The following is a 23347-nucleotide window of genomic DNA, read 5'->3' as shown; positions in this document are numbered from 1 at the left end:
CACCGCCATGCCCGAGCTTTCAGCCAACGCGCGTTGGCTCATGGACAACCTCATCGACAACGACCGGCAGGCCCTGGCGGACATCGCACGACGCGGCGAGCAATACGCGGCCGCCGGCATGCCGCAGGACGATCGGCTGGGCCAGGTCGCCCGCATGGTCGTCGATGACGCGATCCGACGCCACAACCAGGCATGGCCCGACGCCGCGCTCAGTTGCCCCGCGCCGGACCTCGACCAGGCCTCCGACGAGATCGCCCAACGCATCCGCACGCAGGCCACACGATCATGGAACACGCCCGATGCCATGCAGACGCCGACGCTATGGCAGCCCGAACAGCCCGGGAACGCGCAGGCTCCGGTCCCGAAGCCGAGGTGGAACGAAACGGCCGTCGGCTGGCCCGGCGGCGAGCAGACGGCGCAACCCGCGGCCGGTGGAAGATCAAGGGAGATCTGGCCGCGCGTGAACTTCCCCAACAGCTACGTGCACCTGTACCGGATGACCTCTAAGGACGGGCGCACGTTCGACAAGATGCGCGTGGCGATACCGCAAGGCACCAGCATCCGCGGCGTGGACCTGACCGGATGGCAGCTCGACCGCTTCCTGACCGACCATGCGAGGGACGCCAAACTGAACGGGCGCGACGTGACCGTCAGCTTCAAACCCGGAGAACCCGTGGAACTGTGGCGCGGCAAAGGCGAACAACGCGAGACCATGCGCATCGACGACGCATGGCAGCTGTGCCGCGCCGTCAAAGCGCAACGCATGGCCTACGCGAGGCAACATGCCGAAAACAAACCGGTCACCGCCACCACCGGCACCCGGACCGGCGAGGAACCGCCAGCATCACCCGGTCCGGAGAACCCCGAACAGGCGGCCGCGCAATCCCGAACGGCCGGCAAGAGCCGGACGCTCGACGCCATCAAGGACAGGGCCGAACGCCGCGCGCAAACACCATCCACCGCGCAGACAAGAATGCAGACGCAATCACAGACAAGGAGCCGATGATGGCGGAAGACGACCTGACGATCAACGTATGGGTAGGCAACCTCGGCCGATACAACGAGGGCACGCTCATCGGCGGATGGCTGCGCCTGCCCACGGACGAGCAGCGGATCGACCGGTTCCTCACCGAACAGGTCGGACTGACTCTCGACGCGCAGCAAGCCTATGAGATCGGACGCCAAGGAGGCGTCACCTATGAGGAATACGGCATCTTCGACCACGAATACACGGGACTGCTCGCCGCACTCGACTACCGGCCCGGCGAATACGAAGACCTCCACGCCCTCAACACGCTCGCACAAGCCGCCCGGATTTTCGCGCAAGACCAGCCCGAAGCATTGGAGGCGGTACGGCTGGCAGCCGACATGAACGGCGTGCACGACTCGATCGGACTGGCGAACCTGCTCGTCCAATCCGAGGACATCGAATACATGACCTACGACCCGCCGCAAGGCATCACACAGGAGAACACACCCGACCTGGACGAGATGTACGGCTGGCATTGCGTCAACCAAAGCGCCGAACTCGCGAAACTCCTTGACGGACCATACGGCATGTACTTCGACGTGGCGAAATACGGGCGCGACGCCGCCATCAACGACAACGTCACCCTCGCCGACCACGGGTTCCTGCTCGACTCCACCATCCCCGACACCAAACGGTATTCCGGCGCGGAACTCAAGCAAATCATCGACGCCTACACCGACGACGAGCCCGACCTCGACGCCACGATGCCGACGGCCGCCGACGCAATGCGGATGATCGAACGCTGGGGAGACACGCACGACAACGTGATGCAATCGGACGACGCCACACGCATCACCGAACACATCATGCAGGCCAACGACACCGATGACGAACACCTGCGCCAACAGGTTCGGGATCTCATCAAACCGGTGGCCGACCAGCTGGACGGCGACATGCCCTCAGGATCGGCTACGTTCGCCCGACTCGTCGCCGAACACGCAGCCGAACACGCCAATCCCGACCAGATGCCAACACGGGAACCGTTCCGGCTCGAATCACTGCTCGAACCCGGCGAACGCATCATGGAATACACGCTCGCCGGCACGGCGACGAACTGGGGAGCGCCCGTCTACCAGTGCATCATGCCCGCCGATTCCACTGACATCAGCGCCGGATTGGAGGACACCCTCCAACGCATCATCGCCGACCGAACCGGGCGCGACGACGCAGCCGCGATACTCGCCGAAACCATGGGCGCCAGACCAGCCGGCGAACTCGACCCCGCCGACGGCATCACCCCGATCGACCAGGGATACGCGCTGCCCGCACCCATCACCTCCTTCAACCCCAGGCCGGCGAAAGAGGAAGAGCCGAACACGTCGAAGGGCAGGGACACGGTGCTCGACGGCATACGCCAACGGGCCAGCCAGCGCGCCGACGACCCCACAGTCCATCCGTCCACGCCGGACCGGACGAAGACCCGCAACCGATAAGCCGCCGAGGAGACCAGCATGACCACCATGGACACCGCCTACCGGCAACTGCAGGGCGAACTCAAACGCCTCGGCTACGAGCTGCGCATGGAAGGCTTCGGCATCCTCCAGCCCCAAGGCTCCTACGGGGACATCGAACCACCGTACCGGCTCGTCACCCTGCGCGAGATCCCCATCGAACCGTTGCCCGAATGGTCGGCCGACGTGCACCCGCATGACATCACCTACCGGTTCGACGCCGCGCGATACCAGCACGACCGCGAACAACGGGACACCGTTGACGTGCGCGACTACGAAACGTGGACGCGCACCGTATGCGACGAACGACACGTGCAAGGCCGTGTGCTCATCGACATGGACAAAACGGCGGAGGAACGCATCGCCGACCTCGCCACCGCAATCCACTACATCCAATCCGCGAACCCCGCATGCCGCTCCTACCCGGTGGACCGCAAGACCCGACGCAACGAACTGCCCGACCGCACCCGCATCAGCCAGCCGATCGACGACTACCGGGACCCGTGGAGCATCCGGGTCATGGCAGCACGGGAGCAGGCCCTCGACGCGCTCGCCTCCAAACACGTCCGGGTGGCCAAGGCCCGCGCCGAATCCGACGCGCTCACCGGAGGCGGCCGCGACGCCCGCGCCATCGGACGCGACGCCATAAACGCCGTCCAAGGCAAAGCCCCGAACATCGGCAAACCCGCCAGAAAACGCAGGCCAAGCCGATGAGCGACGCCCGACATCCGCAGGCCTATGCGCGCGGCATCCTCACCGATGACGCCAGATTCCACACCGATGGCGACGGCAGGACGACGGCAACCCTGACCGTGAACGCCGGCACCTTGGACACGCCGCTCATCATCCGCGTGCACGCGGCCGGAGACCATGCGGCATACCTGCGCGAACAGGGCGCGCTGCAGGGACGACGGCTCATCGTCCACGGCATCATCCACAAAGAGGAACACGCCGACGAAGCCTACATCCTGGCCGACGAGATGGCCCTGCACACCAGCGTCAAGGACACGCTCCCGTGAACACGGCGCGAACAATCACCATCATCGACGCAGGCGAGGAAATCAACGGCGCTCCAACCACACGCGGGAACTTGGCCCTCTACGATGCGGGAACACCAGTGGGACGCATCCTTGCCGCGATGTGCGACGGAGACGACACCATCGAGAACCGCCAAGGCCTCACGCGCATCACCAGCGCCGCCGACGCGGGAAACAGACAGCCGACACTCGGGCGCGATGAGCTTTTGCCGGCGAACGCCGCCGTCATGCATCCGACGACTGACGATCCGCCATGGACCAGGGAACAGACACTCACGAACATCCGCGTCCGCGCCGAACACCGCATCAACAGCCAAATTCCGCAATCGGCCGAAGCATCCGTCGGAGATGACATACGAAGAACCATGACGCAGCACCGCGGCGGCGCGGAAAGAGACAGGGGAAACCAATGAAACGACTGCAAGCCATACTGCCCGCGGCCATGGGACTGTTCACGCTGTTCTGGCTGGGCGACAAGATCGGCTACCAGATACGCACCGACCTGGATGAAGGCACGAGCGTGATCGACCTGATGAACAGGTTCTGGCTCGACCTGTACCATCCATTCCACCTGTCCACGAACCATACCGACCTGCTGTGCGGGCTCGCCACAATGGGCGTCGGACTGCTGATTTGGGCATACAAGTACACGGCGCGTCTGAACCTGCGCAGCGGCGAGGAACACGGCTCCGCCCACTGGGGCACCCCGAAGGACATCAAACCGTTCATCGACCCCGTGGAATCCCACAACATTCGATTCACCGCGACCGAGCGGCTCTCCATAGACACGCGACGCACCCTGCGCAACCTCAACGCGCTCCTGCTTGGCTCATCAGGCTCCGGCAAAACCCGCTACTACGTCAAACCCAACCTATTGTCCGTGGACATGAACTGGGCCGTCACCGACCCCAAAGGCGAACTCAAACGCGATACGGAACACGCCATGCGCGACCGCGGCTACCGGGTCAACACGCTCGACCTCATCCACCTCGACCGATCCGACCGGTTCAACCCCATGCGCTACATCGATCCCGAAGAACCCCAATCCGCGATCCTGCGCCTGACCGACAACCTCGTCACCAATGCCACCGGCGACCGCAAAACCGGAGACAGCTTCTGGCAGGACGCCGAAAAAGCACTCCTATGCGCCCTCATCGCATGGACCTACTACACCGAAAACAACCCCACCCTCAACCAAGTCACCGACACCCTCGACCGCATGGGAGCCAGCGAACAAGATGAAGGCAAGGAATACATCATCGACGCGCTCTTCGCCGAAACCCAAGCCGAAATCCACCGCATGCGAGAACACCCCGACGACTACGACGAGGAAACTCGGAACATGCTCGACGGGCTCGCGTTCGCATGCGCCCAATACAACACGTTCCTCAAAGGCGCCGGCGAAACCAAGAAAAGCATCATCATCACCGCCGGCGTCCACCTCGCACCACTCCAAGTGCGCGAGGTACGCCGGATCCTCGACGGCGACGACATCCGGCTCGAAACCCTCGACCAAGGCAAACGCATCATCTACCTCGAACTGCCCGACACCAACGCCACGTTCTCCTTCATCGCCAGCGTCTTCTACCAATGCCTCTTCGAAACGCTTGTGCGCAAAGCCGACGCCAAACCTGACGGCGTGCTCGACCGCGACGTGCACTGTATGCTCGACGAATTCGCCAACATCGGCAAAATCCCCAACTTCGTAAGGCTCATCGCCACCATACGAAGCCGACGCATCAGCTGCAGCATCATCCTCCAGACCGTCAGCCAAGGCAAGAGCCTCTATCGGGATGACTGGGAGACCATCGCCGGCAACTGCGACAGCCAGCTCTTCCTCGGCGGCAACGAACCCAGCACCACCAAATACATCAGCGACCGGCTCGGAGACCAGACCATCGACGTTATCGAAACCAGCGAAACCAAAGGCCTCAACGGCAGCTGGACACGTAGCACCCGCAAGAACGCCCGCAAACTCCTCACTCCGGACGAACTCGGCCGGATCCCCACCAGCCGGTGCGTATACCTGCTCAGAGGGATTCCGCCATTCGAATCAAGGAAAGCGATGTAGTGCAACCATAAGTTCAACCGTCGATATCAGCGGAGAGCAAGTGCTGGTTGCAGTCGTGCTGCTTTGATAGCTGGGGCCAGTGCTCCAAGTGCGGCCGTTGCAACTGCAGCGGCGCAGGCGATAATAGCAGCAGAGACGGGGTATTGCAGTTGAACCATAGATGCTGCGGGCAATAATACGGGTAATGTTCCTACGATAAGCAATGAAATTATTATGGATCCTAAAGCAACGAAAAGGCTTAGCATGACGGACGATCCTACGACGAGACAGGCGATGCTAAGCCGTGTTGCCCCGAGAGCGCGCCGTATCAACAGTTCGCGGGCTCGTTGCTCGATACCGGCCATGCCTATGTTGATGATACCTATAGTGGATACCATCAGCAATAGCAGGGCGGAGACCAGTGTTGCGGCCTGTAGGAAACTTACTATGGAATCATAGCTTTCCGCATTGTCGGTTCTGGTCGTATCTGTCACCGAGCCGCCGACAGTGTCGAAGAGCATGTCATTGACGAGCTGTTTGATCTCCGATTCGTTGAACGATAATGAATGGGGATGTACTCGCAAGGTGATGCTGCTCGGGGTCCAGAGCAGAGGAAAGAACGTCTGCAGCATTATTGGGTTCATATATATCACAGGTTCAGTGGATCCATCGCTCACGACGCCTCTGACGCGCACATTGAACGTTGAAATACTGTTGAATTGTCCAATCGTTAGTGAGTTGTTGACGGTATATAGATTATTGGCTGCTTCGTTGACGACCGCGCAAGGTGGGGTTTGTTCGTTGTCGGTTGGGCATCCGATTCCTGAAATCAGGTGATTGGGGTAGATGAGGCTACGGTTGGAAGATGCGATGAGGAAGGTGGCGTTCTGAATCTTGCCGTGCTGGTATACGCCGAGTGAGGATATTTGGTATTCAGCAGCAATAGCCGCATCCTGACTGTGCTCTAGACTGTCCAAAAATGCGGCATTGGCTTTTGACGAGTTTGTGCCCGCATCTTTGACAGTCAATGTGTATGTGGGAGACCATCCCGAAAGTTGTGCATTGATGGTCTGCAGATAATCTTTTCCGGTCGTTCCGATAAGCACCGAAGCGATGAGAGACAGGATTCCAACGGCCATGGACAGTGATGTCAGAATCGATCGCATAGGAGAGAGACGAAGATCTTTAATGATCATTTTGAGCATGCAATTCACCTCTTTCCATGATGATTTGACGCTGACATTTCGATGCAAGTTGAGGGTCATGCGTCACAAGAATCAGTGTCGTATGGTCTTGGTTGACGCGGTCAAACAGAAGATCCGCGACCGCGTTTCCGGTTTCCGTGTCAAGGGCGCCAGTAGGCTCATCGCAGATGATGATGTCCGGGCCTGTGACCAGTGCACGAGCTATCGCGACCCGCTGTTGTTCTCCACCAGACAAGGATGAGGGGAATGCAGAGGCGCGATCGGACAATCCGACGGACTGCAGCGCATTTGAAATCCTTCTATGCATTTTTCTTTTGGTATATTTCCGGCTGTATTCCAATGGAAGTGCCACATTTTCGATAACTCGCAGATGTGGAATAAGGGAGTAGTTTTGGAATACAAATCCTATGTGGGCACACCGGAACTTCGTGCGCCGAGCATCGGACCATCCGTCAACGCTTTCGCCGTTGAACTCCAGTGTTCCTGAGAATTGCGCATTAAGCAGACCGATGATAGAGGCTATGCTGGTCTTTCCCGAGCCGGATTTTCCGACGATTGCGGTCGAAGTTCCCTTTTCAAATTCGACCGATGCATTTCGCACGGTTGTGAGTTTGTCACCGTTAGGTAGTCGGACATTGGCACTTACATTGCTCAATCGTATGATTGGCATACGGTCATTCATCGGAACTCGCCTTTTCCTGTCATTGATTCTCGTTCACATCATCCGCCAGACCCGGAGCGACCGCAGAAACAATGTCGCCTTCATTGAGGCCTTTCAGTATTTGGATATGACTTCCGTCAGAAACGCCCAATTTCACCGCAACGACTTTGGATTTGCCATTTTTCACGACGGATACCTTTCCTGATTCAAGACGTCCTGACACGCTTGAGATTGGGAGCAGCAAAGCGTCATCAACCGCGACGCCCATTAGTGCTGTGGTTGCGCTCTGACCGGGAAAAGCGGCGGTGTTCTTAGGAAAGAGACATTGCAGATTGCGCGTGCCTTCCGTGGGCCCCGATATGCCAGACGTATCCGTCGTATTAACCGCATCAGAGCCAACGACAGCGGCACAATTGGTTGGCCCCTGCCCGTCCATGACCTGGAAGCGTCCTGTTATCTCCGTATCGGTGCCTATCGATCGCAGTAATACCGATGCGTCCACGACCGTGGACAATCCTCCGTACTGTATTCCCACCAGAGGGTAATTGGCCGATACGGAATTGTCTCTCGCCACTGATGTGACCACGCCATCTACAGGAGTCGTCACCGTCGTATCATCGATAGCGCCCAGCTTGTCTCCGGTCTGTACCAATTGCCCTTCCGTGACGGAACCGTGAAACATGCCTGGACGGGAAGCGGAAACAGTGAAATCTGACGAAACGCGCACCTCAGAAGTCGCTGATATCAGGGGAATGACTTTCCCTCTTCGAACGGTCACTGTTTGTGTTTGCGATTGCGACTGACTGTTGCTTCCATTCTCAGTAAATCCTTGATTATCAGAGGCGCATCCCGTAATCGCGGAGAAGATGGTCATTGTCAAAATTGCGCTAATTATTCGCTGGAGCTTTCCGTAAGATCTGGCCATAATCACAACCCGTTTACATCTCGGTACCAAGTGCAATCGGAATCATAGAACTGTTGCATAATAGAGGTGTCTCCCAGCTGTGCCTTGCCGATTACCTCATTCTTAAAAACATTGTCTTCATCTATGTAATACGTCTTGAACCAATCGGTATCGGTTACCTTCTCCAATTCGCTCAGCGACTGCTGGTCACTGCCATCATCGGAGTTGTTCAATATCTTGTTCTCGGTTGAACAGATCCAGTAGAAATAAGCCTGTCCCTCACCCCACCCTTTCTGGTAGAGCTGATTGTCGCTCGTGGCTTTGGTCATATCCGAGGGAAACTGATCGCCGTCAGAGAGCGCGAAGGGGAAGTTCTCAGTGGTTTTCTTGTATTCTTGATTTGACTGCTCCCATGTCAGTGTATCCGCGCTATTTGTTGCACTCTGACCACATGCACCGACTCCGAGCATCATTCCAACCGTCAGCAGCATAGCAAATGTTTTCTTCATTACGACTCTTTTCATTATGCTTTTGCATAACCGTAGTTGGCTATGGAACATAAGTCGTTCCATAGCCAACTACGGTTATCTAGCTAAGGCTGATGTCATCTACAAGTTCAGAGTTCCAGCCCAGTAATTGTCGGCCCCTCTTTGAGCTCCCATTCGGCCATTGAGGGCGTACGATCCTGTGGCAACCCAGCCCCAAGACTGGTCTCCACCACTACCGTTATATTGAAGAGAACTTGTTTTCTGCTCTCCATCCGTGCCGCGCAGTCCGAATCGGCTGTAGGTTCCGACATTGTTGTAAATTCGCAGGGAAGCATTACCGGCAAGATGAGACCGGAACGTCGAATATTGGATAAGGGCCCCTCCGGTATTCAGTTGTCCCCATACGTCGTACGTCGCGGCTTGAGCTGAAAGAGGTACTCCGAACGCCAGAATTCCACTCACGGCAGCTGCCGCAAGCGCTTTCTTGAGGTTTGTGGTTTGCATTATAGCTCCTTTGCTTGTGCCCATCAGGACACTGCCCATTATGCTGCTCTGCTATGGCAGAGTGATCTTCCCGTGGTTGGATGTCATCTAAAGATGACATCCAACCACGGGAAGATCAAACCGAATGCGATCTCATCGACTGCATTATTGGTTGTGATTGCGTTCGGCGAGCAAACTATTGCGATCGAAGCTGTTGAACCCTGATGCCTCAACGATAGTTAACCACAGCGTCCGAAAACGTCAGAAACCCCCACTGCAGATGAGCCAGGACGCATCCCGCCAGTTAGTGCAATGCGTTTACTGACTCGTGGCATGTCGTCGTAAGGGGCTGTCATCTATAGATGACAAAACTCATGCATACTTACCTATCTCCTGAATTCGATGCCATTATGTGTTAAATGCAAGCAAAAAAGATTATTCCTCTGCTGACTGCTCTTTTAGTGCCGACTTTGTTGCTTCCTGCGAATGCATATGCGTATGGAAGCGACAATGCGAAGACACAAGAGATCCAGCAGACGCTTCATCAGTATTCGCAAGAACTATTGGCTGAATATCATTCGCCGCGTACGAGGTCCAAATTGAATGTCCCACTTACTGCGGAGGAACAGGCTGAAGAAGGTCTTATCAGCAAGAATGTTGAAGTCATACCGACGATTAGAAACATTCAATCATCAAATGATGGAAAGTACCTGATTGATGCAGATATGACCGTGAATGTGAGCCTGGACGCAGACCCGGATACTGTTATTTATGTTAATGGTAAGCGAACGAACCATCTTGACCAGAGTTGGACTTCTACGCATGTCATGGAGCTTGCACACGCGGGAGGGCAGCAAGGGTATTCGATTATTAGCGATAAAGTGATTGATGAACAAGATTCACAGAAACACGCCGATACACCGGATGAATTGCTGACCGAAGACAAAACACCCGCGTCTTTGGATGAAAATGGCGCATTGGAGAGTGAAGCGCTCAGCAAGGCTCAGGCATACGCCTTCGGGGACAACTCCGTCGGAGTAAATTATATTAAGGCGATGAATTATGCCGATAAATGGACGAGTCCTGAGTATGAAGATAAAATGAATCCTGCATATCCATCTTTTGGCGCTAACTGTGCAAATTTTGTCTCGCAGGCTCTTCATGAAGGCGGAATGACGCTGACCCGGCTATGGAATTACTCTACTGTGTTGCCGGACAAGCTGACGACACGTGCTTGGATGAATGCGGATAGCAATTATTCGTACATGAAGCATTATTCTCATAGTTATGACAGTTTGGATAATGTCTGGAAGGCATGGCAAGGCAGCATATTGTATGTCGATTGGACCTCAAATAATGAAATCGATCACGCTATGTTCGTCGTGGGTGTAGTCGTAAAAGACGGCAAAGCCAATCCAGTCATAGATCAGAAGCAAGATAATCGTCATCAAATCACGTTGACGGAGTCGTTGCAGAATGCCCATAAGCAAGGGAAAAATAATATGACCTGGTATGGGCTTCAATATCGTTATGACTGAGAAAATGGGCCTGAATGGCATGAAGAGTAACAGATGGGGTCAGGCTATATCAGTCATTGCCTTGATATATGCCTGCATGACAGGCATACTGATGTTCCAGGTATCTGCTGCATATTCTCGGTGGGAAGCAGATCAAGTTGTCTGGAATTTAGCGACTTTAGTCTCAGCGGAGACCGAAAAGGCAAATTCGCGAGAATTCGGATTGACTGAATTTGAAAGACCTGAACTTCCGGAATATACCGAACCGTCTCATAAATACAGTATTTTTCCGTGGAAATTACTAAAGGAGAAGAACGATATCATAGCGAGCGATAAGCTCATGAAGCAACAGACTGAATCTCATCTTGAATACGCGAACAGCGTTCTTAATAAATACAATCACCGCAATTGATGAGATAGGGGCTATCCCATATATTCCGTGGGATAGCCCTTATCTTCTTGTTCTTTAGAATCGCTTTAATCTGGTCAGGTTTGTCAGCCCGGCCGTGACTGCCAACGGCAGATTGGTCGAGTTCAACCGCATACTCCCTGATACGTTCGACGTCGTCGAGATTGACCGGCCCGAAAGCTCGACGAATACCGCTGTACCATCTCCTGATCATTCCTGCAGGTGGCATTATCCTAGCCGGTCGGGGAATGAGGGGATTGCCGGTTGCCTGGGTACATCCCAGGTGGGATTGCCTTGCGTGGCTGGCGAGGATAAGCCTTCCGATGATGGTGCGGGCTGTCGGTTCGACGATTGGGAATCCAATCCTGGCTGTGTGAAACTATCCGAACGGCCAGCCTCAGATATTTCCTCGTTCTCTACAGTCGTCATGGAATCCCGAACGATTTGCATGACCTCGTTGAGATCTTGTATGGTTCTGTTATAGACATCAAGATTCTGATGGTCGCGCATCATGAGTCGCGCATGGGCGATCCGCCCATTGAGCAGTGCACGGGTATCATTATCTCTGACCTTGTTCGCGGATTCTTTGTAGAACCTATCGGCGTCTTCAATGGTTTGGCTCAGTGCGTTCTGTGCGTTGTCGATCTGTTGTTGTTCCTGTGATGCCTTGACCGTGTCAACTGTGTCATGCAGGTTCCTGATCTGGGTTCTGAGCTGGTTATTCGCTCTCCCTATTTCTGCACGAGTGCGATCGAGACGGTCGGCCGTCAGACTCGGATTGCAATTTTCTGTTGAGATCGATGGTTGATATTGCATGATTTTGCCAAGCAGTTCCAAAGACTTGGGATCCCGCACGTCTTTATCCTGGAGCTTCGCATATGGTTCCGCCTGTTTCAATGCCTTGTTCCATTCAATCCGCACTATGTCAGATTGCTTGATTGCGTGATTGCATGACGTGAGCGCCGCCTGATGGTCGTAGTTCTTCTTCGCCATGACAAGGCCTGCGGCTGATCCTGCTGCGATGACCAGAACGAGCATGATGCCGGCGATGTGGGTAAAAGGGATATGCCGATGGACGGCCACCTCATCCGTGCTGTCAGCCGATGAATCTTCTGCCAAGGACACATCATCCTTGGCATGTTCCCCTACCCCCATTGGTGTGTCTATCGTCGTTCCCTTCTGTTTGTCAAGCTTGGATACGGGAGTGCTGTTGTTCCGTGCATCGCGAGGCAGCTCATCATCGATGATGGGTGTGATGGGAAGCAGCCGGTGCTTGGGTTTTCCGTCTGTCAACGGTTCCGGTGGAGCCCCAGCGGTTTCAGGGTCTGCAATGGCATGCGCAGCCCACTGGTCGAGTTCCGGCCATGTACTGGGATGATTGCGGATTTGCATGAGGAGATCCCAGTTGGCGGAATCGCTCATAAGATCGGAAAGCTCGCAAGGGTCAAGCTTGGGATTGATGCGGCGCATGCTTCCTTCCTTCCCTCGGGATTAGTGGATGTAAGTGATGCTGGGATTGTTGGCCTGCTCCTTGGTAAGGGTCCTGAGCCATGCGTATGGAAGGCCGCCGCCGGATTCGCTGACGACGATGCTGCCGTCGTCCTTGATTTCCTCGACGATGGCGACGTGTCCGTAATCGGCGCTTGCGCCGAGATAGCCTTTGGCGAAGCTCGCCACGTCGCCGAGCTGTATGCCGCCGCCCGTCGGGTATCCGAATTTTCTGGCGCTTGACGCCCACATCCAGCCGTCGCCCATGTAACCGTCCACAGGTTTGCCGATCTGCAATCGGCGGGCGGCCGCCCACCATGTGCATTGGCCGGTTTCATAGGTGGTGATCTTGCCCACGGGCGTGCCGGTCGCCGCCACATCCACGTTCAGCGTGCCAGACTGCATGACCAACGGTGGCGTGAGCTTGCCGATGGTTCGTCCTGCCGTGGCCGAACAGCCGCCTCCCGCATCAATCGCCGGCTTCACGTTGTCGAGATACCGTTTGGTGATGTTGGGAATATCCGGGTACCTCATGAGGTTGCCTTCGCCCGCGTTATGGGCGATGACCAAAGCCGTCAGGTCGTCAAGTTCGGCGAACGGCATGCCCGGGTGCTTGGCCTTGAGCTGTTTGACGCCTTCCAAGCGGTTTTTCAGATACATGCCGCCGTAATGGGCGTGGACCATGGGCTCGGTGATGCCTTCAGGTGGTGTCTGATCGGCACCTTCGGGATGCACGCCGCGCCATACGCTCCTGTTCATCTGCAGCAATCCCCATGTTCCGCCGTTGCTGTCGTCGGCATACGCATCCGGTCGGAAACCGGATTCCTGCTTCATGATCGCCGCGATGAAATCAGCGCTCAATCCGCTCGATCGAGCCGCCTCGCTTACCCATGGCTTCGCCTCGTCCGGGACTTCGATCACACTGGCCTCGCAGCCTCCGTCATCTCCGACGGCAACGGTGGGGATGAACCACAGCAGCAGACTGAAGACCATCAGCACCGCCGCTGCGCCCAATAAAAATGGAATGCTGACCGCAGTTGATGCCGATGCTGCGACACCGGCCTTCACCGCCGTTACGGTCCGAGAAACCATCTGGGTGACCTGTCGCGCAACCTGCGCCGAAGCTCTGGCAGCGGATTTGGCCCCCTGAACACCCGATCGTACGGTCTTGCCGGAACGCCTCGCACGTCTGGCACGAACCGAAGCCGTTCTTCCCGCCGCGGCATGTGCCGCCGAACCTCTTGCCGCATGTCTTGTGCGAATAATGCTGGTCACGCCGTCGCGTATCCGGCTGGCGGGGGCCATTGGTGATAACGGGTTGTCGTTTTCGCTGGTCTCCGTCTGTGTCGATTGCGATTCAAGCACGGACCGTGTCGCTTTCACACCACGGTTCAAAGCGCTGACGGTTGTTGTGCCGATCGGGTGCGATGCTTCGGATTCACTGTTCCTGATGATAGTTTGTGGCTGTTTTAGTCCGGCCAGCACGGGACCATGGGAGAGTCCATTGACATGACGGACCTTCAAGCCATGAATCGTGTCGTTCGGCCGAACGAGATTGCGCGTGGCGTGGAATGAGTCTGGGACGACGGGTCTCATTCGGGTTTCCGATCCTCGAATTTCGTGGTGTACAGCCGGTAAAGCAGGCTATCGGCATCGATACGCCCGTCGAACGGTATGAACGCGGTGCCGCTCTTGGCCATGCCCTGACCGGGCTGTACCCCGGTGAAGAACGCCCGCTGCTCATCGGACAGCTTCAGCAGTTCGCACAAGGCGTCGGCATCCGTGGCGGTCTGGTTCAGCAGCAGCAGGAAGTCGCTGTTTGCGAGCATCAGACGCGCGTCCTGGTTGGCCAGTAGTTCCTCGATGTTCTGCGTGATGCCGGTGGGGCACAAACCCCATTTACGGGCGCGCTTGTACAGGCGCAGGAAGTATTCGGCCGCATACCGGTTCGAGAACAGCAGATGGAACTCGTCCACCCACAGCCAGGTGCGCCGGCCGAGACGGCGATTCCTGACGACCCGGTTCCATATCTGATCCAGAACGACGAGCATACCGAACGTACGCAACTCCGCTCCCAGACCGGAAACGTCATAGATCAGGAACCGGCTGGACGTATTCACATCAGTGGCATGGGCGAAGGCGTTCAGACTGCCGGTCGCGTAGATCTCCAATGCTCGTGCCGCATCACGGGCACCTGGATCATTCAAAGCCGCGAGACGGTCATGCAGGGTGGCGAGCGTGGGCATGCCCAGTTCTGGATGCTCCCGCACCTCGCGATACATGCCGATGACCGTACGGTCGATCAGACTGCGCTGCATGCGGTCGATGCCGTCCTGTCCGCCGATCAGCACGCCGAGCATGTTCAGCACGCTCGCGCATTTCGACCGGATCGGATCACCCTCGGAATCATCCTCATACTCGATATCCAAAGCGTTGATATGCGCGCGAGACGATTCCCCGATCTCGACTCGCTCGCCGCCAAGACCGGTGCATAACGGCGTGAACTCACGTTCCGGGTCGATGACGATCAGATCATCGTCCGGACGGGTCAGATAGATCTGGGTTATCTCGTTCTTCGCCGCCTGGCTCTTGCCCGAACCGGTCGTACCCAGAACGAATCCGTTGCCGTTCATGCCTTTCGTACGGTCGATGACCACGGGATTGCCGGTGCGGGCGTTCGCCCCATGGAACACCCCGCCCGGCTCGAACAGCTCCTGCGACGTGAACGGCACCAGAATCGCCGCGCTCGACGTGGTCAGCGTGCGACGCATCGGCGGCAAAGGATTACCCAATGGCAGCACGGCGTTCAGTCCCTCCACCTGCATGTAGGCCAAGGTCTCAGCCACACATGACTGTCCATCGATCGCGGCCGTCACGTCACGAACCGTCTGGTCCAGTTGCTCGCGACTGTCCGCCGACACGTCCACGATCATGAGGGAATCCACCAGCCGGTCGCCGTTATGCTCCAGATCATCACGCAGCTCACCCGCCTGAGCCATGGATTCCTGCAGCTCATGAGGCAGCATGTCCTCGGGCAGATGCTGTTTGCGGTTCTTGCGCCGCTCGTCGATGGCCTGCATGTCCATTTCGGCGATCGTCCGGTTCACGAGCTTCAACCCCTCGGCCTTGCCCCGCGGGGACAGGTGGATGCCGACCGTGATATCCGCCTTGATGTCCGTGATGGACGACACCAGCTGATCGCTCAGATAATCCGGGAAGTCACGCACCAACAGACACTGATGCCACACCTCCGCAGTGCCCGAGCTCAACCGGAGCCGACGGCGATCCGACACGTCCACGGCGAACGGTGCCACATAATCCTTCGTGGACATGTCATGCGATTTCAGGAAACCATCCTCGGTGAACGAGAACCGGACACCATGCCGCAGCATCCCGTGCAATACCGCCAGACGCGACTGCCGGTTCAAGCGGACGCCGACGCATCCTCCCACCGACCGCAGTTGCGCCGTGGCACGCAACGCGGCACGGTTCAGCAGCGTGACCGCACGTTCCCCGTCCCGCTCACGCAACGTCAACGTCAGATACTTGTCCGTCACCGCGCCCTGCGAACGCCCGGCGAGACGCCGGCGCACATTGCGGTTGAAGTCCCCGCGCAATCCATCCAACGCATCGCTCCGAAGCGGCATGGCGATGCTGCGCGTCACCTCCTCGGGATCCAGCATGCGCGTGGCGACCGTGATCTGGACTCCCATGTTCTCGCCGATCGAATTCAGGAAACGACCCCACCGGTCCACGACGTCCAGCTGCTGATCCTGGGTCGCGACCTGATAATTGATGTCGCTGATCCGCAGCGACACGCTCCACCGGTCGCCGCCAAGGAACACGATGCCATTGGACAGCATCGAATCATAGCCAAGCAACTCCTTCGACGAACGAGGCATGCGACGATTCCCGGACCGCCTGTTCCCGACCTTTCCATGTCGCTTACCGTTGCCTTTGACCGCCTTGCCGCCACTGATGTCAGACATGACGACGTACCTTCCTTCCCCTGATTCGTCTACGGGTCTTCTCCTTCAACGACGGTTTGCCGGGAAACCTCGCGGGAACAGAGGGTTCAAGCAGGTAGACCTTCGGCCCGAAACGCTGACGCAGCATGTATCCCAGATACCGTTCAGGCTTCAGCCCCTTCGGACGCCACCAACCCCACAGCGCGAACGGCAGGCAAACCGCAAATAGCAGATACGACCCCAGATCGGACAGTCCCAACGACCAGAACAACGCCGCCTCGCCTCCGCCCAGGACGAGCATGCACGCGGCGGCCGCCAGTTGGCGCCAGCTCAGGCCCCACATCACCTTCGCCTCGACATTGGCGATCTCCTTATATACGCGCATCTGCAGCATGAAAGAATCCTTTCCGATTGGGTCCGGTTGTGGTAGGCGGCTACTCGCCGCCGGCTATGGCCCGGCTGACACGTTGACTCACCGCGATCACGAAGAACAGCAGGATGCCCGCCATCATGAGATTGCCGAAGTTGCCCGTCACCCATGCCACCATGCCCTTGTCCGCGGAATCCGGGATTTTCACGGCATCGACCACGATTCGCTGATAGAACACCAGACAGATGAATACGCACACCGCATTCACCGACGTGCGCGCATACGACTTGAAGAAACCCACGCCGATCGGCTTGGTGTCCTCATGCACCAGAAATGCGAATGGCAACGACTGGAACGCCGTCAACGCATACAATTCGATGAACCGCACATATAGCACCACCGTGAAGACCACCGACGCCAACTGGGACAACAGCCACGGGATCACCAGCAGAAAGAACAACGCCGCCTGTCCCATCACCCCGGCGTCGCGGATCTGGTCACGCATCAGATCACCCAGCTGACCGCCGTCGCCCGTCGCCTCATACGACATCTGAGAGGACACGCCCTGCATGAGGAACTGCGTGACCTGATTGAACATCCGAATGAATAGGCTGGCGTTCTGCACGGCGATGAACACCAACGCGATCTTGAACATGGTGCCGGCCACGATCTTCACGCCCAGATCGCGGTCCGCTTCGATGCGCGTCGAGTTACGCGCCAGCTCCAACGTGAACATGACCGCGAGCACCACCGACGTCAGAGGCTTGACGGCGACTCCATGCACGTTCACCGCCAACTGGTAAAGAGCGGGATTCCACGTCTCCGGCGCCTGAGACAACAGCCCGGCCGTAATCGAACCGGCACCTCCGCCGCCGATCATGTTGAGCATGGCTACGATGAAGTCCTCCACGGCAGGCCCCGAATCAGCTCAGCCCAGAGCCACCGCGTTGAAAATCTGCGCAGCCGCGATGATCATGCCTCCACCCACGATCTGCCACAGTCCCGATTGCGTCTGCGGCCCGTTATGATCCTTCAGACCGCCACCGAATGTGACGGCGCCCCACACCAGCCACAGTCCGCCGCCGATAGTGGCGAACCTGACGAATAACTGAAGCACCTGATTCAACAAATCCACGACGGCCTCCTCTGATGACGATCAAGGAGCCCGACAGGCAACGGTCTCCGTTGACACTCATCGTCAGGGAAAACCGGCGGGATAGCGGCGGACAGATAGATCATGTAGATCATGCAAGACGTAAAGCACATGCGAGACATACGTTCCTTAGACCCAGCCCAGAATCTCCGAGCAGGTTTTCCCGTTTCAGGAGTGAGTTGTGACGAGGTGAGCATAGACGGCTTGTCGTAGGCCAAATCTCTCGGGACTTGCCGAATGTTAATAATGCGTGCTAAAATTTCGGAAAACAATAAAATTGCATAATCGCAGAGAATTGCAGGAAGGTCATGGACCGCATAGAACTCATAAAGCAGCGTCTCGCGCCAATCAACGACATGATTCCCACGAATCTCCCTCTTGCGAAGGGCCGTGCCATGGCAGCCCTTGATGCGTTAGGGGTAAGCCGCAACGAGTACAAAGGACACTATGCGGAAAACTTTCTTGCGGCGCTGCGACAGTTGCTCCTCGAAGATCCAGTTGATGACTGGAAGGTCAGCGGGGCGTCCAACTGCTTGCATCTTATGGATCCCGAGACTCATATGAAACTTAGGTTCATCAAGGAGTTTGCGTTTGGAGGACTGCCTCCGGCAGGTAAGAATCTGCGTCGGACTCAGGCTTGGTGCCAAGAGCCTCTTTCCCTGTTCGACCGATGGGATTCCAACAGCAGGTATCCTCTTGACGGCACAGAGATCGTAGTGCTGTGCTCTCGGGGGCTCTAGCCGTGAGTACGCCGATCGCCGCGGCCGTTGGCGACTGGTTGAGTCGCGCCACGCACGCCGATCCGCCGATCGATCCCGGTGACATCATCCTTCTTCTCACCATCGGCGTGACGGCCGCATTTGCCGTCTGGTATCTGCACCGGCGACTGCGCGGCCGGCCGGACGGTCTGCTCGCCGTATCCACGAGATTCTGGCCGGTCGAGCCGGTTGCGTTTCCGGACACGACGGATGGTGACGGCGAGGATTCCGACGGCGATCCGATCGCCTATCCGATTCACTATATCCAGTTCACTCCCGATGTAGACCGCACGTTCGTCCTGCCGTTGGATGTCTGCATGGCATGGCCGCGGCGATCGCCTCGGAATCCGAGCAGCAGGGCTGGCAGGAGCCCGAGCTGGTGGGGCACGGCCGCCGTCAGCGGTTCATGACGCTGGGCCACCCCATCGTGGCGGGCGACGTGATCCGAGCCATCCCCGAGGCCATCGCCGACGTGATCGCCTGAGAGCCTGAGAGCCGAAGAGCCACATTGCTTGGCTTCCCTCGCTCAGGGAAGCCAAGCATTCTTTTATCCGCAAAACGGTCACACCATCCGGTCGCATCATCCGCCGACCGTCTCAGGCCTCCGGTTCGCCGTTGATGTCGAGACGGTAGCCCATGCCGGTCTCCGTCTTCAGGTATCTGGGCCGCGCGGGGTCCGGCTCGATCTTCTTGCGCAACTGTGAAATGTACAGTCGCAGATAGCCGGTGTCCTTGACGTGCTGCGCCCCCCAGATCGAGGTGAGCAGGTCCTGACGGGTCACGAGCTTGCCGGCATTGCGCACCAGCACCTCGAGCACCTTCCACTCGGTGGGCGTGAGCCGCACGCGCGTCTCGCGCCCCGCTTCCCCGCAGAATACGGCATGGGCGTTGAGATCCACGGTCACGTCGCCGAACCGCACCAGCGGCGTCTCACTTTCCGCCGTGCTCTCCTGCGCGACCCGGCGCAGCAGGGCGCGGATGCGGGCCAGCAGCTCGTCGATGGAGACGGGCTTGGTCACATAGTCGTCGGCACCCGCGTCCAACGCCGCCACCTTCTCACGCGCGTCGGTGCGCCCGGACACCACCAGAATCGGCGCCTCGGCCCAACCGCGCACACCCTGGATCACACCCATGCCGTCCATTCTGGGCATGCCGAGATCCAGCACGAACAGGTCGGGGTGCTCCTCGACCGCCACCGTGATGCATTCGACGCCGTCACGCGCGGTGACGATGTCGTAGCCCTGCGAGTGCAGGGTGATCTTCAACGCCTTGAGAAACTGCGGATCGTCGTCCGCCACCAGAATCTTCATCGGCGTGCCTCCTCTCCCGAATCCGTCATCGACGGGTCCCAACCCGTCGCTCTGTCACCGGCGCCGCCACCGTCGGCGACGGCATCCATCGAGGCCGGTTCCACGCCGGACTGTATGCCGTCCGTGGAATCGTCGTCATACCGTCGTTCATCATCATCCGCTTCCGCAACGTCATGCCGCTCACCGGCGTCAGGCGCGGCATCGGAACCTGACCCCGCGCTCTCCCCAGCGCCGGCGTCAACCGAGGAGTCGGAATCGTCGGAGTCCGCATCCCCCTCATCCCTGCCGCCGTGCATGATGCCGTAGTTGATGAACCGGTCGAGCCCGCGCTCGTCGGACTGCCCGCTGCCCGGCAGCGGCAGGATCACATCGGACACGGCCCCCGAAACGTTCAGCGTGTCCTTGGCGATGATGTCGGCCGGATCAGGTCGGTCGTCGGCCGGAATCGGCTGTCCGACACGCAGCTTCTGGTCGGCCACACGCAGGGTGATCACGATGGTCAGGCCGCCGCCCGGCGTGTCCTGGGGACTGATCGAACCGCCCATCGATTCGACGAACCCCTTCGACAGCGCCATGCCCAGCCCCAGACCGGTGGTGTTGTCCGTGTCGCCGAGGCGGTGGAACGGCAGGAAGATATCATTCTTGCGCGAATCGGGCACGCCGGGGCCCTGATCGGCCACGCGGATCTCGACCACGCCGTTGAACGAGGATGCGGACAGCCGCACCCGCTTGGAGGACGGGGTGAACCGCATCGCGTTGACCAGCACGTTCGACAGCGCGCGGCGAAGCAGGGCCGGATCGGCCACGACCAGCGGTAGGTCGGGGGCGATGTCCAGATCGATGGACCCCGGTCCGATGCCGAGTTCGTCGAACAACGGGATGATCTCCTCGCCCACATCCGTGGCCACCAGCGACAGCGGCAGCGCGCCCTCGCGGATGCGCGAGACGTCGAGCAGGTCGGTGACGAGCTTGGTGAGCTGCTTCAGGCCGTTGGAGGCCACGCTGAGCAGTTCCTTGCGGTCCCGCGCGCTCATCGTGTCGCCCATGCGCTGCAGTCCGGAGACGGCGGCGGTGGCCGAGGCGAGCGGACGGCGCAGGTCGTGGCTGACCGCGTTGAGCAGGCCGGTGCGCACCTTCTCGGCGGCGGCGAGCGGCCCGATCTCGCTGGCCTTGCGCTCCAGATCCTTGTGCTCGAGCACGGTCTGGATCTGCGAGAGGATGGCCAGCAGCATGCGCTGGTCCGACGCCTCGACGGGTTTGCCGTACAGCTTGAGCTCCGGTCCGTCGTCCGACATGGCTATGGTCTCCGGCTCCTCGACGGACACGGCGAGGTCACCGTCGCCGTCAATGGCGGAATCCGTCCTCGTGCCCGGTTCGCCGTCCGAGATGATGACGTGGCCGTCCTGCACGACGCGCACGCAGGAGAATCCGAACGCCTCGCGGGTGCGGTGCACGATGGCCTGAAGCGGATCGTCGCTGCGCAGCACCACCCCGGCCACGCTGGCCAAGGTCTCCGATTCGGCGCTGGCGCGCTGGGCCTGCCGCGCGATGGTGTCGGCGCGGTCCACCACCGCGGAGACGATGACGCCCACGAGCACGTAGAGCACGATGGTCACCATGTCCGAGGCGCGCATCACATGGAAGGTCCCCATGGGCACCGTGTAGAGCAGGTCCAGCACAAGTCCGGAAAGCACCGCGCACACCATGGCGGGCACAAGCCCGCCGATCACGGCGGAAACCACCACCAGCAGCTGCAGCACCAAGGCGTCGCGCTGCGCATAGGTGGGCGCGCTGAACTGGTACAGCATCCAACCGGCGAGCAGCACGGACAACACGGCGAACGCGAACCCGGCCGCCCTGCGCCTCCACGCGATAGGATGCCTATTCGAGGAGGGCATCCTGAAGCCCTTGTTGACGAACGAGTGCGTGACGATATGGACGTCGATATCGCCGGATTTCTCGATGATGCCGTTGGGCGTGGAGGGCCGGCCCAGCCAGCGCGAAAGCGCGTTGCGCCGGGAGACGCCGACGATCACCTGCGTGGCGTTGTTCGCACGCGCATAGTCGAGCAGGGCCTCCGAGATGTCCTCGCCGACGATCTGATGATAGGTGCCGCCCAGCTCCTCGACGAGTTCGCGCTGCTTGATGAGCAGGGCGGGATTGGAGCCGGCCAGCCCGTCCTCGGGAGTGACATGCACGGCGATGAGGTCGCCGCCGCCGGACGCCCGGGCCACGCGGGCCCCGCGCCGCAGCAGCTGCTCGCCCTCGGGCCCGCCGGACAGCGCAACGATCACGCGCTCGCGCGTCTCCCATTTGGCGTTGATGTGGTGTTCCTCGCGGTAGGCCTTAAGCGCCTCGTCCACGCGCCCGGCCAGCCAGAGCAGGGCCAGCTCACGCAGGGCGGTGAGGTTGCCGACGCGGAAGTAGTTGCTCAGGGCCGCATCCACGCGGTCGGGCTTGTAGACGAATCCGGCGGCGAGACGCTCGCGCAGGCCTTCGGGCGGCAGATCGACCAGTTCGACCTGGGAGGAGGAACGCAGCACCTTGTCCGGCACGGTCTCCTTCTGGGTGCTACCGGTGATCTCACGCACCACGTCGTTGAGCGATTCGATGTGCTGCACGTTGATGGTGGTGATCACGTCGATGCCGGCGTCGAGCAGGTCCATGACGTCCTGCCAGCGCTTCTTGTGCACCGATCCGGGTGCGTTGGTGTGGGCGAGCTCGTCGACGAGCGCCACCTGCGGATGCCGTTCGATGATCTTGAACAGATCCATCTCCTCGAGCCACATGCCGCGGTAGCGCAGATGCCGCCGCGGCACCATCTCGAGCCCATCGGCGGCCTTGGCCGTGGCGGCGCGACCATGGGTCTCCAACAGGGCGATGACCACGTCCTTGCCGTCCTCCTGCAGGCGATGCCCCTCCTTGAGCATCGCGCACGTCTTGCCCACGCCCGGTGCGGCGCCCAGCAGCACCCTGAACGTTCCTCGTGCCTGTGCCATATCAGCCCCCGTATTCCCAGACATCCCAATACGACTGTATACGATAAACGCCGTCAGGGGTGGCGG

The 23347-nt window shown here is 58.9% G+C and carries 23 protein-coding genes; 10 read left to right on the top strand and 13 right to left on the bottom strand.

What is annotated here, in order from left to right; translation table 11 throughout:
* The first annotated feature begins 7 nt into the window (after positions 1–7).
* Genes G1C97_RS12180 through G1C97_RS00725 form a run of 6 tightly spaced genes read left to right on the top strand, consistent with a single transcriptional unit; the run spans position 8 to position 5589 of the window.
* Positions 8–1006, top strand: coding sequence for a hypothetical protein (locus tag G1C97_RS12180; protein ID WP_240950932.1), 999 nt, complete (start codon positions 8–10; stop codon positions 1004–1006).
* The gene (locus tag G1C97_RS00745; RefSeq protein WP_169240079.1) at positions 1003–2463 is read left to right on the top strand and encodes an antirestriction protein ArdA; all 1461 of its coding nucleotides are present in this window, start codon (positions 1003–1005) and stop codon (positions 2461–2463) included. The genes G1C97_RS12180 and G1C97_RS00745 overlap by 4 nt, the downstream gene beginning before the upstream one ends.
* 18 nt (positions 2464–2481) lie before the next feature.
* The gene (locus G1C97_RS00740; RefSeq protein WP_169240078.1) at positions 2482–3195 is read left to right on the top strand and encodes a hypothetical protein; all 714 of its coding nucleotides are present in this window, start codon (positions 2482–2484) and stop codon (positions 3193–3195) included.
* Positions 3192–3500: a hypothetical protein gene (locus G1C97_RS00735; protein ID WP_169240077.1), complete on the top strand. Its 309-nt coding sequence runs from the start codon at positions 3192–3194 to the stop codon at positions 3498–3500. The genes G1C97_RS00740 and G1C97_RS00735 overlap by 4 nt, the downstream gene beginning before the upstream one ends.
* Positions 3497–3931 carry a hypothetical protein gene (locus G1C97_RS00730; protein ID WP_169240076.1) on the top strand — a complete coding sequence of 145 codons (435 nt, stop codon included), beginning with the start codon at positions 3497–3499 and terminating at the stop codon, positions 3929–3931. The genes G1C97_RS00735 and G1C97_RS00730 overlap by 4 nt, the downstream gene beginning before the upstream one ends.
* Complete coding sequence (locus G1C97_RS00725; RefSeq protein ID WP_169240075.1) at positions 3928–5589, top strand: VirD4-like conjugal transfer protein, CD1115 family; 1662 nt, start codon at positions 3928–3930, stop codon at positions 5587–5589. The genes G1C97_RS00730 and G1C97_RS00725 overlap by 4 nt, the downstream gene beginning before the upstream one ends.
* Before the next feature lie 26 nt (positions 5590–5615).
* On the opposite strand, the gene G1C97_RS00720 is transcribed toward G1C97_RS00725, so the two are convergent.
* From G1C97_RS00720 to G1C97_RS00700, 5 genes are all read right to left on the bottom strand, one after another.
* Positions 5616–6764: an ABC transporter permease gene (locus G1C97_RS00720; RefSeq protein ID WP_470287751.1), complete on the bottom strand. Its 1149-nt coding sequence runs from the start codon at positions 6762–6764 to the stop codon at positions 5616–5618.
* Positions 6754–7455 carry an ABC transporter ATP-binding protein gene (locus G1C97_RS00715; protein ID WP_169240073.1) on the bottom strand — a complete coding sequence of 234 codons (702 nt, stop codon included), beginning with the start codon at positions 7453–7455 and terminating at the stop codon, positions 6754–6756. The genes G1C97_RS00720 and G1C97_RS00715 overlap by 11 nt, the downstream gene beginning before the upstream one ends.
* Before the next feature lie 19 nt (positions 7456–7474).
* The gene (locus tag G1C97_RS00710; RefSeq protein ID WP_169240072.1) at positions 7475–8359 is read right to left on the bottom strand and encodes an RND family efflux transporter; all 885 of its coding nucleotides are present in this window, start codon (positions 8357–8359) and stop codon (positions 7475–7477) included.
* A gap of 2 nt (positions 8360–8361) precedes the next feature.
* Complete coding sequence (locus G1C97_RS00705; RefSeq protein WP_240950931.1) at positions 8362–8847, bottom strand: hypothetical protein; 486 nt, start codon at positions 8845–8847, stop codon at positions 8362–8364.
* A 99-nt stretch (positions 8848–8946) separates the two neighbouring features.
* Entirely contained in the window at positions 8947–9330 is a 384-nt protein-coding gene (locus tag G1C97_RS00700; RefSeq protein ID WP_169240071.1) for a hypothetical protein, read from the bottom strand.
* 398 nt (positions 9331–9728) lie between these two features.
* Between G1C97_RS00700 and G1C97_RS00695 the strand changes: the two genes are divergently transcribed.
* Together G1C97_RS00695 and G1C97_RS00690 are read left to right on the top strand one after the other, a co-directional pair.
* Complete coding sequence (locus G1C97_RS00695) at positions 9729–10847, top strand: amidase domain-containing protein (RefSeq protein WP_169240070.1); 1119 nt, start codon at positions 9729–9731, stop codon at positions 10845–10847.
* Complete coding sequence (locus G1C97_RS00690; protein ID WP_169240069.1) at positions 10822–11238, top strand: hypothetical protein; 417 nt, start codon at positions 10822–10824, stop codon at positions 11236–11238. The genes G1C97_RS00695 and G1C97_RS00690 overlap by 26 nt, the downstream gene beginning before the upstream one ends.
* Positions 11239–11463: 225 nt before the next feature.
* On the opposite strand, the gene G1C97_RS00685 is transcribed toward G1C97_RS00690, so the two are convergent.
* The 6 genes from G1C97_RS00685 to G1C97_RS00660 form a co-directional block, all read right to left on the bottom strand.
* Positions 11464–12705 carry a hypothetical protein gene (locus G1C97_RS00685; RefSeq protein ID WP_240950930.1) on the bottom strand — a complete coding sequence of 414 codons (1242 nt, stop codon included), beginning with the start codon at positions 12703–12705 and terminating at the stop codon, positions 11464–11466.
* Positions 12706–12726: 21 nt separating this feature from the next.
* Complete coding sequence (locus tag G1C97_RS12175) at positions 12727–13716, bottom strand: CHAP domain-containing protein (RefSeq protein ID WP_240950929.1); 990 nt, start codon at positions 13714–13716, stop codon at positions 12727–12729.
* A gap of 599 nt (positions 13717–14315) precedes the next feature.
* On the bottom strand, positions 14316–16712 hold the full coding sequence (locus tag G1C97_RS00675; protein ID WP_169240067.1) for a VirB4-like conjugal transfer ATPase, CD1110 family: 2397 nt from the start codon (positions 16710–16712) through the stop codon (positions 14316–14318).
* Complete coding sequence (locus G1C97_RS00670) at positions 16705–17085, bottom strand: PrgI family protein (protein WP_169240066.1); 381 nt, start codon at positions 17083–17085, stop codon at positions 16705–16707. The genes G1C97_RS00675 and G1C97_RS00670 overlap by 8 nt, the downstream gene beginning before the upstream one ends.
* Before the next feature lie 40 nt (positions 17086–17125).
* The gene (locus tag G1C97_RS00665) at positions 17126–17971 is read right to left on the bottom strand and encodes a VirB6/TrbL-like conjugal transfer protein, CD1112 family (protein WP_169240065.1); all 846 of its coding nucleotides are present in this window, start codon (positions 17969–17971) and stop codon (positions 17126–17128) included.
* 18 nt (positions 17972–17989) lie between these two features.
* The gene (locus G1C97_RS00660; RefSeq protein WP_025263185.1) at positions 17990–18196 is read right to left on the bottom strand and encodes a hypothetical protein; all 207 of its coding nucleotides are present in this window, start codon (positions 18194–18196) and stop codon (positions 17990–17992) included.
* Positions 18197–18522: 326 nt separating this feature from the next.
* Between G1C97_RS00660 and G1C97_RS00655 the strand changes: the two genes are divergently transcribed.
* Both G1C97_RS00655 and G1C97_RS00650 read left to right on the top strand, forming a co-directional pair.
* On the top strand, positions 18523–18954 hold the full coding sequence (locus tag G1C97_RS00655) for a hypothetical protein (protein WP_169240064.1): 432 nt from the start codon (positions 18523–18525) through the stop codon (positions 18952–18954).
* Positions 18955–18956: 2 nt separating this feature from the next.
* A complete protein-coding gene (locus tag G1C97_RS00650; protein ID WP_169240063.1) occupies positions 18957–19382 on the top strand; it encodes a hypothetical protein in 426 nt (141 codons plus the stop codon).
* Between the two features lie 186 nt (positions 19383–19568).
* On the opposite strand, the gene G1C97_RS00645 is transcribed toward G1C97_RS00650, so the two are convergent.
* Positions 19569–20282: a response regulator gene (locus G1C97_RS00645; protein ID WP_169240062.1), complete on the bottom strand. Its 714-nt coding sequence runs from the start codon at positions 20280–20282 to the stop codon at positions 19569–19571.
* Positions 20279–23281 carry an ATP-binding protein gene (locus G1C97_RS00640; RefSeq protein WP_169240061.1) on the bottom strand — a complete coding sequence of 1001 codons (3003 nt, stop codon included), beginning with the start codon at positions 23279–23281 and terminating at the stop codon, positions 20279–20281. The genes G1C97_RS00645 and G1C97_RS00640 overlap by 4 nt, the downstream gene beginning before the upstream one ends.
* Between the last annotated feature and the right edge of the window lie 66 nt (positions 23282–23347).

The sequence above is a fragment of the Bifidobacterium olomucense genome, assembly GCF_012932375.1.
In the GTDB taxonomy this organism is placed as follows: Bacteria; Actinomycetota; Actinomycetes; order Actinomycetales; family Bifidobacteriaceae; genus Bifidobacterium; species Bifidobacterium olomucense.
Note: the sequence above shows the minus strand (reverse complement) of the source record. Positions and strands in the feature narration are given on the sequence as shown.